The following is a 15,816-nucleotide window of genomic DNA, read 5'->3' on the forward strand; positions in this document are numbered from 1 at the left end:
GCCTGCTTCGTCCTCCGGTATGATGAGTTTTTGCTTACCAAAATGTAGGAAGAAGGTATGGGCGAGATCAATATTCCGCGCCACGAGCAGGATGCTCTGAGCGCGGTCGATGTTGATGTGCTGGACAAACTCATTGAGCAGGCCGCGTATGAAGAGACACCGCGCGCTCTTCAACACCTTCGCCTTGCGAATTGTGGGCCGTACGTTGCGTCGCGGCTTCGAGCATTCGAACAGGCGCTGAAGGAGCACGGCAACGCCAAGACTGCTCAAAAACGAAATAAGACAGAGGATGATGTCCGAAGCGCTGGCAGTGATCTGGCACATGCGGTCCAACAGATGAAGCGCCGGATGGAAACGGAAGAGAAGGAAGGGCAGCTCTTCTACGTTGATGACCAACTCGTCCACCCCTACAGTTTCAGTGAGCGACTGTCTGTGCGAGTGGGCTATCGCTGGCGTCGAATAATTGAGGATGATTGGTTGGAGGGCAGTATTACCTTTTTTCACGAAGTCGACTCACGACCCGACTACACCATGCCTGCTACCAAGCGAAAACCCAGCGCTGCCAAACTACAGCGAGATCGACTGGACAAGCTGTCTCGCACATGGGTGCACCTGATGGAGCTGGCGCTTCATTCGGTCAAAGAGTATTTCAGGTTGGGTGGTGACGGAAACACTATTCCGCTGACGTTTCAAGCGACAACCGATCCCTACAGTCGAGGACTCAACAACTACAGCGCTCAATTCTGGCGTGAACAGCCTTGAGCACCTGCGCAAACATTCCTCAACGAACAACGAAAATTGGTGGCCATCGAAGACCCATGATCAGTTAATCACTGGTAATTCTTCCTGAAGCAGTCGAAATGGAGCAGCGACCTCCACCTCATCGAGTTCTGATCCCAGTGCCTCTTGATCCACTGCACGGTCAGCACACCTCCTTGCGAGGTATGTCGCTTCAGGCGTCGCTCCGCATATGACACGTTGCCCATCTTTTTCAAATAACGCGTGATAGGGATGGCAAAGCTGGGGATTCGTAAGGCGATTATCCATGGAAGCGTAAGCTGCGCTCAGTGCTAAATCTGGAATCTGTCGGCGCAAAGACTCAAAAATACGCACGCCCTCGCGATCCAGATCACCCCAAAAGAAGGAAGGTAGATGGCTGATTACATCGTACAAATTGACGGTGTCTCCGTAAGCACGGCAGGCAACAATCTGGCCAGTTGCAAGGCGATTACCGAAATTTTCCATCGTCAATCCATAGCCAAATGTCGCAACACCAACGGCGTATTTAGCGTGACGTGATCGCGCGAAAGCGGTGAAGCTCCTAATGTTCTCTATCAGGACAACCGCAGTCGGTTGTGCCGGGCCGGCAGTAAGGGCGTACAGCTCGCTGTACGCGTCAATGGGCCATTCAATCCCGATGTTGCGTGCAGCCCCTCGCAGATTATTTAGCGCCTTTGCAGAGCCCAGGATGTTAGTTGCCGAGGCGAAAATCGGGTCACAGTTGATCGACTCTTTGCACTGCAGCATGCCTTGGAGGACGAAGGTGATGTCAGCCAGTGAAAGTCCTGTGAATAGCCCGGCAGATTTGAGCAGTGGCTTAAGGGTCGCTTTAGACGACTCATCATTAAAATTTGAGATTGCCTCCGTTAACAATATCTCGGTTTGACTGAGCGGTAGAGCCGTGCCGATCCAACCGACCAGTCTTAAAGGTTGACCTGACTTGGATATGCCGCTGAGGCTGCCTGCCCGTACCAATTCCCCTAGAGCCATCTGAACATCTAGTTGGGGAATGCCCGAAAGCTTGGAAAGCCTTCCAATGAGGCCAACTGGACGAAGTTTTTTTCCTCCTGCTGTTAGTCGCCGAAGGACAATTTCCACCTGCTCAGTTATGTCCACCGGCTATTCTCGCAGTTGGTCCACATGAAGCTCGATCGATTTGATCTCACCCTCATGGAATATATCTTCCTGGGACACGGAATTGTCCACGAGCACAAACCCTCGCTCTCCACCTACCCGACGTAGGGCGCAATAGGAGGGGAACAGGTTCGGATCATTTTCATACAGCTCGTTATGAATCCAACCGATCAATTGGAACGAGCCTTTGAGTGTTCGGATGACCGACAGCGAATGTCTGATCATCTTCTTGTCACTTAGGTTGGAAAACAGGCCATCGATCATCACGACACGAGTGGCAGACGGTTTGATGCGACGACGAGTGTCTATACTGCCGGCGTCCGCCAATGCATCCCGATGCAGGGTAAAGTCGGCAAGTTTGGTTAGGATCAGCAGAGCCAGCGCGTTGCCTTGGCCCGTAGAAAGCTTTGGGGTTAAGCGTACTGGCCGTCCGCTCGCGATTTCCGGATGCTGGAACGTAACTGTTGGTCCTGTAGCATCGCTGTCTTTAGGTGCGCGAAACACAGTCCGGTAGAATGTTGCCCGAATTTCTTGCTTCAAGGTTTCTTCAAACTCAGCTTCACTGCTCGTTGTTTTCCCCGCCGCTTTGTCCTCGTCTCGTCGGCGCTGCTGACGATCAAGCTCCCGAACAACCGCATCAATTTCTTCACGCACTGCGTTGCGATCAATCAATTCGCCGGCGATGTGCAGTCCAGCGACTCCGCCGGTATCACGCCGATCCAGAACCGTCTTCAGTAGCTTGAAATTTTCGCCCAAACTATCTGTAAAGCCTGAGATCGAAGCAACCAAGCGCTCACGCGCGTCCTGTAGATCCACTTCGCTTTGTCCATGTAGCCGCTCCATATTCAGGAGATAATTTTCGAAGTGACGATAGAGTTGGTTGGCATCCTTAAGCATGGCTTGTGGGGTGCGGTCAGAAGTTAGGGCTTCCCGCTCAGTGACCGATAGTTGGTTTTCATGATTTTTTCTGACTCGATCAAGCTCACGTGTTAGATCTCTAAATTGTCGGTCCAGTTGCTGGCGCAAATTAGCGAGCTTCGTGCGATGGTCGTTCAGTGGGAAGTTGGAGATATCGCTGGCCAGGCTATCGAACAGTTCTGCCTGCGCATCCAAATCTCCAATGTTGACCTGCTCAACAAGATCGAGGTGTAGCGCTTTTGCGCTTTGCAAGTAGATGCTCTCAACCTCTGATCCTGATACCTGGGCAGAAGAAATGATGTCTAGAAGATCCCGTACCATCTTCCATTGCCTGAGGATACCAATCACGGCTTGATCGATTTTAGCCGCGGAAGTCTGCAGCGCTTGCAGTCGCGCCAATTGGCTCTCATAGAGATTTTGTGCATCCGTAATATTTTGCTCTAGAGCCGTGAGCTCTCGTAAAAGGTAGTCGCGTCGCTCGATTAACAAAGCGCGGCCGTTGGGTACGCGAGCATCATCGACTGCTTGCTGGGCATGCTTGAAGTCAAATCGTGTCCTCTGGATCGCGTAATTTACTTCAACGTGAAGGCCTTCAAGTTTTTGCTCGTAGGTCTCATCGAACGCGGGACCATCTTGATTGGTGTATTCCTGAGCTTTGATGAGGATGGTTTCCCATCTCAACAAGTACGACGAGGCGGCTGATGCGTTTTGCTGGAGCCGCACGACACGAGAATTCAGCTCGTTGTAGATTGATTGCTTTTGTTCCAGAAGTACCTTGCATTCGTCACAAGCATCCTCAGCGAGATCGACTTCTTTTTCTATGGAGGCCGCCCACTCCCAGCCGCCTAATGTTAAAAACTCCTCTGCGGCCTCGATAATTGGAAGCTGCGATACACGCTGGCGAAGGATCGGCAGCTGTTTAGCTATATCGCTCAACTCGGTTTCATGTTGCGCTTTACTATTGCGGATCCATGTCAGTCTTGTCGCACCGCCTTTATCCAGAAAGCGACATGTGGCATCGATCCATTGAGAGCTCTCTGCGGATGCGCGCAGTTCGAGAGTCGGTAGCTTTCCCCTTAACAACTCGAGCTCTTGCACGAGGGCGGTCAAGCTCTCTTCAGTGGCAGCCAGCGTTTTTTCACCATCCTCACATAGAAACTCAGCCGCGCGGCGAATCAGAAGGATGACCTTTTCGCTACGTTGCTCTTCCAGTTCTCTGAGTCGGATTTCAACGTTTTTTAAACTTTCACGAGCCGTGCGCAGAGTAGCAGGGGCCTGTCGTTCAGAAGCGGTACAAGCGAGCCGGATTAGTCGGCTGGTTTCAGACTCTGGAGAAAGATCGGCGTATTCGTTTTCCAGCGCTTCGACCTGGGGAACGAGGACAGCAATCTGTCCGTCCAGGTTCGCTTTGACGTTTTCAATTTCGGCTGGGTTGATAAGAGCCCGAACCTGTAGGGTTGGTGCTCCAATCATAAAAGAGTAGGCCAACCCATTTTTTTCGGTCAGATCGCCCTGGTGACAAAATCGAATCAATTCTGATTTGAAAAAAATGGGTGCCTCCAACCCTGCAGCATCAAGTGCTCTCAAGGCCGTTTGTGCGGCTTCAGTGTCGCTGACGACTGGAGCGTGCAAGACTTGAGAAAAGTGTACGAGGATTGGCTCACGCCGCTTTGGAGAAATCTCTAAGTCTTCAATAATCTGATGTACTCGAGGTAGGGTCTCACCGACACAATTCAAGACTTCTTGGGCAATGCTGCCAGCGGCTGCTCGGGCCTTCTCAAGTTCGGCGCGTTGTCGTTGAAGGTCTTCCAGCTTCGCCGTCTTATAGTCACGTGTTCGACCGCATTGAGGTAAGCGCTTTGCCCGTGATGCCGCCGTGGAGATGGCATTTTCCAGCTTGCCGAAGCGCACCTTATATGCCTCTGCGGCGTGAACGAGTGGATCTAAGACCTCAATCTCGGCTGAAAGGATATTCTTTTCTCCAGTTCGCAGAGCGAACTCATCATTGAGCGTACGTTCCAGATCTAGGACGTTCGAATTCACACCAAAACGATGATGAACAGTTTTAAGGGCCTGGAAACCATCGCTCAGTTTTGCCAGCTTGATCTGTGTCTCTTCCTGACGTCTAACGGCATCTTTCTCCGACGCATGGCCCGCCTCAAGATCGCGCCCAACGCTTTTTGCAACTGCGTAGGGATCTTCATAGTTGAAGCGCGAGTGATAGTGCTCGACATCTCCAAGTAGGTCTGCAATTCCCTGATCTTCGAGTTCGAGCTGTTCAATCGTTGTTTTCAACTCTGCATGCCTACGTTCGGCAGAGGAAAGCTGTTCCTGGACGAATACCTTAAGGCCAGCAGCGGACTCACCCGGGAAGGCAGCCTCAAAGAGCTTAACTTTCGGGAGTAGGGTGGTGACTTGGGTGTAATTCGACTTCGCGGTTGAGAGCGTTAGCTGGGCAGCCTCGCTTAAGGTTTGAGTCTCTGAGTATTCCTTGGTCGACGTAGCCTGATCAGCCCTCGCTTGTTGGAGCGCTGAAGAAGCTTGGTCATTCAGTAGAATCAGTTCGTTACGGACATCGTCCGCCACACGGTTGGGAAATTCCTGTCCGATGTCGTGATGGGCATCGCGATATTCTTTCAATTGAGCGTGGTGCAGTTGATGAGCCTCTCGCGCATCTAGTGCATGGGTTTGCTGGTCAAACACTATCGATTGAGTTGCTAATGGTGCCGCCAGCTCGTCTGCGGAAAAAAGGCCGCTTTGGCGCATGGTCGAGAGTGCAGTCTCTGCGGCCTGTAAATTTTGCAGTTGCTCCTGCAATTGCTGATGCTCATCGACGCACTCGGATTTCCTTTTTCTCGTATCTTCAATGCTTGTTTTTAGTTGCAATTGGTCCTGCACCAGGCGATTTGCGGCGCTGCGTAACGGATTGGTTTCGCCAGTCGTTGTTTGCCAATCAAAGGCACAGTTGATGGCTCGCTTAGCTTTATCGGTGTCCCAATTATCGGCGAAGCATTTTCGGTGTTCGATCAACGCTAGCGCCGCTTCCCGACTGTAGCCGCGGTTCGACAACCCTCCGGATTGCGATCGCTCCGACGAAGCATTGCAGGCAGGTTTCTCAATTATTTGATGCGGTTTGAGAGTTATTGATGAAAGCTTTTTTTCACTCGCTTCTTGATTGATTACCCTGGCTTCGCTGGCAAGAATTTCTGCGATGACGTTGTCCGGAATCAGCCAAGTGCCATCTGCGCAGACTAATCGATTTGCGATGAATGCTACTTCAAGATTCTGCGTGCGCAGTGGTTGTGGGATACCAAGGATTGGATTTTTTTCAACGATCTCCCGAATAAAAGCGGCTTCGCTGAACGAGGCTGCAATTGTTCGCGAGATATCACCTTCTGTCGTCAGATAGGCATCCGCTTTTTCCTTCACACCCTCAAGGCCCTCAAAGACGAGGCGGGCGTCTTTGACCGCTTTAGCGCGATCCTCAGCTTTACGCTGCGCAGCAAGAACGGGGCGCGCGCTCTCAAGAAGGGTGTCTTCAAAGCGATATTCTCCCTCTTCGCCAAAAACATCCATGCAGTTGACCAATACTTCCGGAGCGATATGGGTGTAAAAAAAGGCAGAATCGTAATCCTCACCGTTGCGGCGTTGCACCTTGAAAAAGTTTTCTGCGCCGTCCCCACCTCCTGCTTTTTGATAGTTCAGGAGCTGGTGAATCAGGCTTGGATCAAAATTACGATGGATAAAGCGTTTCCAATCAGCAACAGGCAGGTTGAGTGCGATGCCATCGCACCCTTTAAGGGTTGTCAGAAATTCAGCATTGGAGATCATCCTTTTAAGGTGCCCGTTGATGTCAACGACCGGGCATTGCTCAAGGTGGCCCAGGTAGTGATAAAAATGCAGCTCCTCGTCGGAAAAGCCGTAGAAACCGATCACGTATGCCTCGCCTCGTACGGCATCGCCAATCAAACCTGGTTGTATGAATTCAGAGACATCGTGATATAGAACCTCAATTCGCACGTGGCTCCACAAGCCGCGCCGTTTAGGTGCTGCACGTTCACGACTCTCTGCAACAAAAGTTCGATCTCGTGTGAGGATGGCGTAAATGGCTTTGTTCGCTGTGGATTTACCGACGCCGTTGGTTGCGACAATGGCTGTGCTCAGGCCTCGGGCGTTTATCGCTACGTGGCGCCAATGAGGGGTCCACTGCTGTTCGGAAGGACGCCGGTTGTCCAGATTGAGATAGTTACTGATCTCGATGCGATTGATGACTGACATTTTGCCGCTCCCGCTATTGAGCTGGAGAAACTTCGGTTTCTGGAGTTACGACCGACAGCACAGCCTCTAGCCCTGCAACGCCGAGGCTACCAGCGTGTCGTTGGAAGTTTGTCGCGACATCGACTGCAGACCAGAGGGTTTGCCGATAACCTTCCACGCCTGGGATTGGTTCGAGTACTCCCAGGTTGAGCATGCTGTTGAAGAATACTTTCGTGCGATTTTCTAGGGCGCCATCGCTGAGGTTGGTCAATACGTCGTGGACAAATTTTTGATGTGGTTCAGTTGCGGGCTCCGCCCTCACACGGAGCTGCTCGACACGTCGCTGTACTTCCTCTAGCAGTTGCTCAAGATCTACGGAGCTATCCTTAAAAGCACTAATCGCTTCGATAGGTCGGTTATCGATCGTGTACAGGAAGTAGAAGAGCGTGAGCAAAAAGAAGGTAGCCCAGACAGCAGCAGCATTTGAAGTTTCCGATCTCCGCTCATCGATAAGCTCCATCAGCAAGGCGCTTGTTTCCAGATGCTCAGGCGCTCGTTGCAGCGGATCACGAACAGCGACGTAGATTCGGCCGGCGTTTGCAAGACCGAGGGCAGAGGCGTCCAACACCTGCATTCGAAGACCTTGAGTTCGCAGGAAATCTTCGAGGTCAGATGTGCGACCATACTGGTGCTCCAAGATGTCTACGGCATCTTTCTCCTCTTGCAGACGCCGACGTCCGCTGAGCGCAAAGCTGTAGAGTGCTCGACGAGAAACGAGTTGATTGAATATCAGACCGATTTCTTCAGCAGTCATAATGCCTCCGTGGGAGCCTTACGTAGCTGAATTGCCAAATCAGAGACGAGTATTTGGTAATTGCCCATCTGCTGCTTGTGCAGGCCTGGAAAACAGGTCACCTCGAGCTCAATGGTCCGTTCGAGTGGTTCGCTGATGACATATAAACCCAGTATGCCAACGAGATCTTCGAGGGTATCGATTGGAAGGGGGCCTAATTGCGGGTTAGCAAGCAGCTCTCGAAGGCGAACAGGGCCCTGGCGCACGGCTTCTATGATTAGCACGGCATGCTGCTTTAGCCACGAACCCAATGCTTCACTTTGATGGGCTTGTTTAGGATCATCATTGAACACCACATCTTGAGGTTCGGGAGCATCTTCTGCAGATTCAACCGACCCAATAAAGGGTGTAACACTGACAAAATGGCTTCGTCGAACCCAGCCGCAGCAACCGCCGAGCAAGCTTTCCATAGCGTTTATCGAAGGCGGAGCATCAAGAAATTCAGTGATGATGTTGTCAAACCGCAGTACTCCCAATCGTTGACGTCGAGTTCGTTGAAGATCTGCGAGTAGGTTTGCCCAATTACGGTTAAGGCTTTCCGTTGCTTGGTGAATGACTTTCAATCGACGCCGGATTGCGCCCAAAGAAACTGCTTGATCAGGATGATCCTGGCGGAACTGTTCGAGTCGCTTCTGTACCGGTTGGCTTTGCAGGAGCTCCAGTGCAGCCAGTGCCGCGATTAGAGATTGTTGGAGCATCTCTGTGAAATGTTGGCGACGATTTTCGTATTGCTCAGCCATTTCTTCAATGGATGGGCTTTCGCGGATCTGAGTCAGTTGCTCATTGAAAAGCCGCAGGGATGAAAGTATTTCCTGGCTGAGACGTGGGATTTCGTCAAACAGCCCACTCTGCAACGCTCGGGAAAGCGTTTCAATGTGCTTGTCTTCGTACAGCCAGTCACGCCGATGCTTCAATATCTTTAAGAACAATCTTCCGGCTTCAGAGAGCTTAACCCTGTCCAACCGAGCTTGGTATCGAACAAGGCGAGACCAGGAGCGGGTTTGACGGCTTTCAGTATTTTCCTCAGTCCGAAAGCGGATTTCTCGATCCCTGTCGAGAAAGCGAGCGCAAAAACGTACCTCCTCTGTGTTCAGGTCCCTCAGTGTTTCTCGCATGTGTTCTGACAACACATGAACAGGAACGAATTCGTTGCTGCCATCAATCAGACGCCGCTCCAGCTGACCAAGCAACTGGCCCGCCACTAGCGCGCGGCGATCAGCGCCGTCTTGAGGATGAGGCGCGGAGATATGCAAAGAGTCCGATTCGACGCGTGCGCACTGGAGATCCGTCAATCGAGAGGTGAGGGCGGTTATCAGCACGTCAGCAGGCAGCTCTATCGCATCCATCGGTGATACCCCGATTTTTTGTCAGTCGTTTTAACCGACTGATTTTCAGTAAAGCACCGACTTGCAGGAGTTCAAGGTCAGTCGCCTAAAACGACCTATATTGTTAAGGTAAGCCTTCATTAGGAGGTGACCAGTGAGTGTGGATTCTTCTCTTTTTACGATTAAGACGCCGATGCGGCGGCGAGAGGTCGCTGTGCATCTGGCGGAGCGATCTCGTGGCAATTGGTTTTCGCAGCAGCGTTTACGGTTCATCGAAGCGCGCCTTTTCTGGTCGGGGAGGATTAATCGATCCGACCTGATAGACCACTATTCAATCCATCGCTCCGTGGCTTCAGAAGACTTGGCGGAGTACCGGCGTTTAGCTCCTCGCAATGCTGTCTATGACCGTAGCAACAAGGTCTACCGTGCAGGCAAGCGCTTCCTACCGATTTTTGGGGCTCCCGCTCTCCAGGGGCTTTTTGCGCACAGCGTACTGGAGGATGGATTGCCAGGGCCGCGACCACCGTTTGAGTTAGTACCATCCCCAAATCGGGCAGCGGATCCTGGAGTTGCACGTAATGTCATCGCTGCAGCTCAAACAGGTTTTGCCCTAAAGGTGTTCTACCGCTCGATGGAAACTCCTGCCGGACATTGGCGATGGATTGAACCGCATTGCTTGGTATCAGATGGTCGCCGATGGCATGTCAGGGCTTACTGCCGAGAGAGGAGCGGATTCAGAGATTTTGTTTTAGGACGAATGGAGATAGCCGATGAGACAGCTCCGCGGACAGTCGATCCCATTACCGATGTGCAGTGGCATGAATTTGTTGAGGTTGAAATTCGTCCTCACCACCAACTGAATCGGGCTCAAGCTGAGCTGGTTGCCGCAGACTTCGGAATGTCTAACGGTAGCGCTAGATTCGATTGTCGACGTGCGCTTCTCTGGTACGCATTGGTGAACCTAGGCCTTGATGAGGAGCGTTCGCCGCCGCGACAGTTACTTGAGCTAAGTGATCCAGGTCTTCGTCAATACGCTGGTTTTCACTAGAAAAGACCAGCGCTTTTAAGGATCGGGAAATCTTGAATGAGATGGTGCAATAGACCACTCTACAGCGGAGAGAGGTAGGGGCCGCTTTGATGAGGTGCTACGAGCCATTCAAGGTTGCTTACAACCCAAATGCAGAAGATGTCATCAACGGACGGCAACGCAACATAAGGATAAGTAATGGCAAGGTTTGTAGCGATTCCAGTGGGACAGGGAGATGCTTTTTATCTGGAGCGCGAAAATTTCTCAGTTCTAGTAGATGGTGGAAAAGGACGTCGTTGCTTTGCTGATTTGTTCATGTCCACCGTCGATCGTAAAAGTGTGAATGTGATCGTGTGTACGCACAATGATGCTGACCATATTCGAGGGTTGCTGGGATATTTAGACTCCACGCTGCATTGCGACGAACTGTGGTTACCCGCGCAGTGGCTAACATTGATCTCAGGCGTTTTGCATTCTCCGTCGCTTATGCATCGGGAGTTGATGGCGGACATCGAACGCTTTTGTGAATCCTATACAGCTTTCGACGAGGATGCGGATGCCCCTCTGGATAGTATGGTCAACGGTAAGTTGTTACTAAATCGTCAAGAGGAGAGGCCAAGACATACCGAACAAATGGAGCCTTCGGAAAACGATATCAGATGGTTCCCGGAGGAACGGGAGGGCCTGTCGGATAGCAGAACTCGATACACGTGGCTGAGATCGTTGCACAGAATGAGATTTGCCTGTGGCAGGTACGGCAGATACCGTGCTTCTGTCGCGAGCATGCTTCATTTTGGCACTTCTCCTAGCGTACCAGTCTTGGCTTTGTACCTCGAAGCGCTGGAGGATCTTCGCAACATCGCGGAGCTGTTGATACTTGCCCTGCAAAGGAGTATCCCCGTGCGTTGGTTCGAGTTTTCACCTAACTCGCCCGGCGGAGGGCGAAAAGATTTGATCCCTGTTAACGCGCGCGAAGTAGTGGCTGCACGCAGCAGCAACAGCACATTCACTGAGTTGTGCCTTTCCAAATCAAATCGAGAAAGTCTGGTGTTCTATTCTCCAGCTGATAGCGCAGCCCCCGGTGTGCTGTTCAACGCCGATTCAAACCTTAAGGGGATTGCTGGACTTTCCAGTTTCAACTTTTCGAGTGCTATCGCCACCGTTCCTCATCACGGCTCAGAAGCGAATGCCAACGTCTATACAATCGTGAACAGCTTGGCCTCCGTGGGTGTCACCTGGGTGCGCAGCGATGGAAGGTTTCGCAAGCGACCTTGCAATGACTACATCAATATGCAGGAGAAACGGTTTTGTACGTTGTGTCGGCCTGGGACTGCGCCCTATTCACATAGTGTGGCGATGGAGTTCTATTCCGGTACGTTGGCTTGGCTAGCTCCAGCCGGGCAGGCTAGCTGTAGTTGTCACTAGTTAAAAAGGAATCGGGTGTCCTTATCGACCCGTTCATTGATTGCAAATCGCATTCAATGAACGCCTGTCTACATTCGCCCCTGGCGGTTGGTTGGGCGCGCTATTGCCAGAATGCAATCGAAAACCACCGAATGTTTCACGCAATCAACTGCCACTGATTTTTCCCCACCCTCATACATTGCTATTTAAGGGAATGACATGACTACCGCATCGAAAGGAATCTCCACCCAGCCCGTGTGGTTCGTCGGCGCCGCTTACGGAAGGAAAGATGATCAGACTGCGCGCTTTCTTCGTGAGGGCATCTGGGAAAATGGCTACGACGACAAGCACCTTGATCTCGTGCGTAGCATGAAAGTGGGCGAGCGCATTGCGATCAAGTCGGCTTACACCCAATTGCATGACCTGCCGTTCGATAACCGGGGGAATACAGTCTCGGTTATGACCATCAAGGCTACTGGTATTATCACTGAGAATTACAATGACGGCCGACAAGTCAAGGTCGACTGGGAGCCCGTCAAAGCAGGACATAAATGGTATTTCTACACCCACCGCGGGACGATCTGGCGTGTACTGCCGGGTGATTGGAAAACTGATGGACTGATCGACTTCACCTTTGAAGGCCACGCCCAGGATATTCAGCGCTTTTGCGATGCCCCTTATTGGAGAGCACGCTTCGGTCGCCAGACTGCGACCTCGGAACAATTTGGCTGGACTCGCTTTTACATGGAGGTCGCCGACAAGCTGTTGAAGCACCGGCGTGATCGGAAAGCCTTAGTGGCAGGTCTGAAGGAGATATCCACTCGGGTACCGGCGCTGGGTTATTTGGAAGCGGACATTTATCCAAACGGCAAGCGAGGCTTTGTTCGGGACATTTGCCCGTTCACTGTCATGGGCACCTTCAACCGCCAAACCAAAGAAGTTAACCGGAAAGCAATTGCCACCGAGATCGCAATTTTTCTTGGTGTTGAAGAGCCGGTGCCGCAGTCGTTTGAAGGTGTGCCCGTGCTGCACAACTTGAAGTCTTGGTATTTCCCACGCGAAAAGAACCGTGACCGTGATCACATTGACTCGCTGTGGGAAACCTTCGCGACAGCCATCGCCTATGCCGATAGTGAAGAAGGCCAGGAAGAGGTCACCAAATCTGCATTCGCCAAGGCGTTCGATGATAGTAATGGTCGAATGGGCGTCGCATGGAATCTGACCATGGGGCTATATTGGGCCCGGCCCTGGGCATTGCTCAGCCTTGATGAGTTGTCCAGAACCTTCATCAAGGACACTCTAACGATCACGATCAACCGTAACGGCCCAAACAGGCGATGCGCCGCTGCAGACTACTTGCAAGTGGTGGAAGTACTTGAGCCACGGTTTCAGGAAAGTAGCTACCCCGCGCATTCATTCCCTGAGCTGTCGCTGTTAGCTTGGGGTTTAGAGCCTGATTCTCCGCTCGATAGCGACGAACTATCCCCAGACGATATGGACGAGGGACTGGAGCCGACAGAAGTCGAGCCAAGCATCGCTAGCCATCCTGCCTTGCCCTCCTACACGTTAGAAGACATCCTCGCAGAGGGTTGTTTTCTGGAGCGTGCCGAGTTGGAAAGCGTGCTCGTTCGTTTGCGCGAGAAGAAAAATTTGATTCTCCAGGGGCCTCCGGGTACCGGTAAGACTTGGCTCGCCAAGCGCCTTGCGTTCGCATTGATCGGCACTAGAGACGTCAAAAAAGTTCGATCTGTTCAATTCCATCCCAACCTGTCTTATGAGGATTTTGTCAGAGGTTGGCGCCCAGACGGTCGAGGAGGTCTCGCCCTGGCCGAAGGTGTGTTCATGGAGGTGGTAAGAGCAGCGCTCAATAATCCAGATTCAAAGTTTGTCGTTGTGATCGAGGAAATCAATCGCGGCAATCCTGCACAAATCTTTGGCGAGATGCTGACCTTGCTGGAAGCGGGCAAGCGCACGCCAAGCGAAGCGCTGGAATTGAGCTATCCCGACGTAGACGGCAATCGCACAGCTGTCCATATCCCAGAGAATCTCTATGTGGTCGGGACCATGAACTTGGCCGACCGGTCGTTGGCCCTGGTTGACCTGGCGCTGCGGCGCAGATTCGCGTTTATCAGCCTGGCCCCAAGGTTTGGAGGCCGTTGGCGCGAATGGGTTATCAAGCAATGTGGTGTAGACGCAAACTTGGCGCACCACATCGAAAGGCGGATTGCAGAACTCAATACCGTGCTTGCCGACGATGAGCGACTGGGTAAGCAGTTCCAGGTTGGTCATAGCTACGTGACGCCAAGCGAGACGCTTGAAGAGGGCACTACCCGGGACTGGTTCATACGAGTGGTAGAAAGCGAGATACTGCCTTTACTGGACGAATATTGGGTGGACACCCCCAGCAGTGCGAAAGAGGCAGCCGCCAACCTTTTAGCAGGCTGGTGATATGCCAAACCTTGCAGAAGGGACACTCATTCCTAGCCCCGAACGAATGGTGGGTCGTATTCCGGTCAGAAATCTTTGGCTGCTGATGCTCTATGCTTCGGATCTCTATCGGGCCTTGGGGAATGCCAGGACCGCTAGCGAAGCCATGCCCGACGATCTGCCGCGCATGGTGGGAAAAATCCTGGCCGATGCCGTCGAAGCGCGGTTGCGCCGCCATTTGGGGCTGGGCTATCAGCATCGGGAACAGATCGTCAATCGTGTGCGCGGCCGGATTGATGTCCTCACTACTGAACGCAAACAGCTTTTAATGCGTGGGCAAATAGCTTGTCGATTCGACGAGCTGACACTGGACACGGTTCGTAATCGCTTTGTGCGAATTGCTTTGGAAAGAGTGGCGGGGTTACTGCGTCGGCACCCGGTCGGGAGACGCTGCCGACAACTTGCGCAGCGCCTCACAAATCTGAGGGTCTCCAATCTGGGCGTGGTTCGTTCGCAGATCGACTTGGAACGATTCGGGCGGCACGATACGGCAGATCGTCTGATGGTTTCCGCTGCCAAACTCGCCTATGACATGGCCATCCCAAGTGAGTCTGCAGGCAGGCAATACATGCACCAACCAGATCGCGACGAAGTTTGGGTTCGCCGATTGTTCGAGAAGGCCGTAACTGGGTTTTACCGTGTGGCACTTAAGGACGATTGGACTGTTCGCGGGGGAGTGAAACTGAGATGGAATAGCAGCGACCATACCCCGGGGTTGGATGCGGTCTTCCCGCAGATGACGGTTGATATCATGCTTGAGAATGCGGCGCTGGCGCAGCGGATGGTGATTGATACCAAGTTCACGGCAATCTACAAGCGCAGCGTTTATCGCGCGCAGACGTTGCATAGTGCCTACCTTTATCAAATATACGCATATCTTCGCTCTCAGGTGACTGAGGCGGACCCTCTCACACAGACCGCCCGCGGTTTGCTGTTGCATCCAGCGGTTGGGGAAAGGGTGGATGAGAGTGTGGTGATACAGGGACACTACATTCGGTTTGCTACGGTTGATCTGGCGGCGAGCAGTGGAGAGATTCGGGAGCAGTTGATCAGCGTGATAACCCCGGATTTGCGTTTCGGGTCGGAGCATACTTCGCGCACCAGCAACCAGGTGCAATAAGGCCTCCCTCAGCAGAGAGCACCTCTCAGTTGTGAAAAAGTGGCATTGGCAAAATTATCGTGGCGTTTAGTTTTTGCGCCGATTCGATAGCGTAACGCTAGCCCGAGTCGGCTTAAGTGAAGAGGCAAACTTTACCTAGCGATAGGGATGCGCGTCTGTTAGGAAGAGGAGCTCGTTAATGTTGAATCTGGACTTCAGGAGCCCTCGAAGCTTTTTCTTCGAGGTCGCAAGCCTGTCTCGATGCTACGGTGAGATGAACTAGGCTTCCTGCATCAGCCTCAAGGACGACCACCATGCCAGATAATTCAGACTGCAAGATCGCTACGGCGGACGCCATAACATTGCTCCTGCACAACCAGCACGCCCTGGGTGCAGCGATAGAAGAAATAACCAAGGGCTATCAGAAAACGGGGTGAAAAATGTCGCTGTTAATGCAATGTCGGCCATGGAAGCCTTGGACGCAAATGCTCAGGCCATTACAGATTCCATAATGAGGATACGCCAATCATAG

At 52.3% G+C, this 15,816-nt stretch carries 9 protein-coding genes and 1 pseudogene; 6 read left to right on the forward strand and 4 right to left on the reverse strand.

The genetic code is table 11. The features are described 5' to 3' along the window. Positions 1 to 57 precede the first annotated feature (57 nt). Positions 58 to 762: a hypothetical protein gene (locus tag ACZZ0B_RS06815; protein WP_463544674.1), complete on the forward strand. Its 705-nt coding sequence runs from the start codon at positions 58 to 60 to the stop codon at positions 760 to 762. 60 nt (positions 763 to 822) lie between these two features. On the opposite strand, the gene ACZZ0B_RS06820 is transcribed toward ACZZ0B_RS06815, so the two are convergent. From ACZZ0B_RS06820 to ACZZ0B_RS06835, 4 genes are read right to left on the reverse strand one after another with little or no spacing between them, the layout of a single operon-like run. Beyond that, complete coding sequence (locus ACZZ0B_RS06820; protein WP_463544675.1) at positions 823 to 1,896, reverse strand: Wadjet anti-phage system protein JetD domain-containing protein; 1,074 nt, start codon at positions 1,894 to 1,896, stop codon at positions 823 to 825. 3 nt (positions 1,897 to 1,899) lie between these two features. Further along, positions 1,900 to 7,110 carry a coiled-coil domain-containing protein gene (locus ACZZ0B_RS06825; RefSeq protein ID WP_463544676.1) on the reverse strand — a complete coding sequence of 1,737 codons (5,211 nt, stop codon included), beginning with the start codon at positions 7,108 to 7,110 and terminating at the stop codon, positions 1,900 to 1,902. Between the two features lie 13 nt (positions 7,111 to 7,123). Further along, entirely contained in the window at positions 7,124 to 7,903 is a 780-nt protein-coding gene (locus ACZZ0B_RS06830) for a hypothetical protein (RefSeq protein WP_463544677.1), read from the reverse strand. Next, positions 7,900 to 9,288: a hypothetical protein gene (locus tag ACZZ0B_RS06835; protein ID WP_463544678.1), complete on the reverse strand. Its 1,389-nt coding sequence runs from the start codon at positions 9,286 to 9,288 to the stop codon at positions 7,900 to 7,902. Before ACZZ0B_RS06835 ends, ACZZ0B_RS06830 begins: the two co-directional genes overlap by 4 nt. Positions 9,289 to 9,421: 133 nt before the next feature. Between ACZZ0B_RS06835 and ACZZ0B_RS06840 the strand changes: the two genes are divergently transcribed. The 5 genes and pseudogenes from ACZZ0B_RS06840 to ACZZ0B_RS06860 all read left to right on the forward strand — a co-directional run bounded on the left by ACZZ0B_RS06840 (position 9,422) and on the right by ACZZ0B_RS06860 (position 15,816). Continuing rightward, positions 9,422 to 10,315 (forward strand): WYL domain-containing protein, encoded by an 894-nt coding sequence (locus ACZZ0B_RS06840; protein WP_463544679.1) that lies wholly within the window; start codon positions 9,422 to 9,424, stop codon positions 10,313 to 10,315. A gap of 177 nt (positions 10,316 to 10,492) precedes the next feature. Next, positions 10,493 to 11,719, forward strand: coding sequence for a hypothetical protein (locus tag ACZZ0B_RS06845; protein ID WP_463544680.1), 1,227 nt, complete (start codon positions 10,493 to 10,495; stop codon positions 11,717 to 11,719). 198 nt (positions 11,720 to 11,917) lie between these two features. Beyond that, entirely contained in the window at positions 11,918 to 14,146 is a 2,229-nt protein-coding gene (locus tag ACZZ0B_RS06850) for an McrB family protein (protein ID WP_463544681.1), read from the forward strand. A 1-nt stretch (position 14,147) separates the two neighbouring features. Next, complete coding sequence (gene mcrC, locus ACZZ0B_RS06855) at positions 14,148 to 15,305, forward strand: 5-methylcytosine-specific restriction endonuclease system specificity protein McrC (RefSeq protein WP_463544682.1); 1,158 nt, start codon at positions 14,148 to 14,150, stop codon at positions 15,303 to 15,305. 293 nt (positions 15,306 to 15,598) lie between these two features. Continuing rightward, positions 15,599 to 15,816 (forward strand): annotated as a pseudogene (locus ACZZ0B_RS06860) (hypothetical protein).

The organism is Pseudomonas sp. AC247 (genome assembly GCF_979258015.1).

Excerpts from the sequence above, each read along its gene's own strand:
- ACZZ0B_RS06815 (WP_463544674.1), top strand. The coding sequence starts at position 58 with ATGGGCGAGATCAATATTCCGCGCCACGAGCAGGATGCTCTGAGCGCG.
- ACZZ0B_RS06825 (WP_463544676.1), bottom strand. The coding sequence starts at position 7,110 with ATGTCAGTCATCAATCGCATCGAGATCAGTAACTATCTCAATCTGGAC.
- ACZZ0B_RS06830 (WP_463544677.1), bottom strand. The coding sequence starts at position 7,903 with ATGACTGCTGAAGAAATCGGTCTGATATTCAATCAACTCGTTTCTCGT.
- ACZZ0B_RS06835 (WP_463544678.1), bottom strand. The coding sequence starts at position 9,288 with ATGGATGCGATAGAGCTGCCTGCTGACGTGCTGATAACCGCCCTCACC.
- ACZZ0B_RS06845 (WP_463544680.1), top strand. The coding sequence starts at position 10,493 with ATGGCAAGGTTTGTAGCGATTCCAGTGGGACAGGGAGATGCTTTTTAT.
- ACZZ0B_RS06850 (WP_463544681.1), top strand. The coding sequence starts at position 11,918 with ATGACTACCGCATCGAAAGGAATCTCCACCCAGCCCGTGTGGTTCGTC.
- mcrC (WP_463544682.1), top strand. The coding sequence starts at position 14,148 with ATGCCAAACCTTGCAGAAGGGACACTCATTCCTAGCCCCGAACGAATG.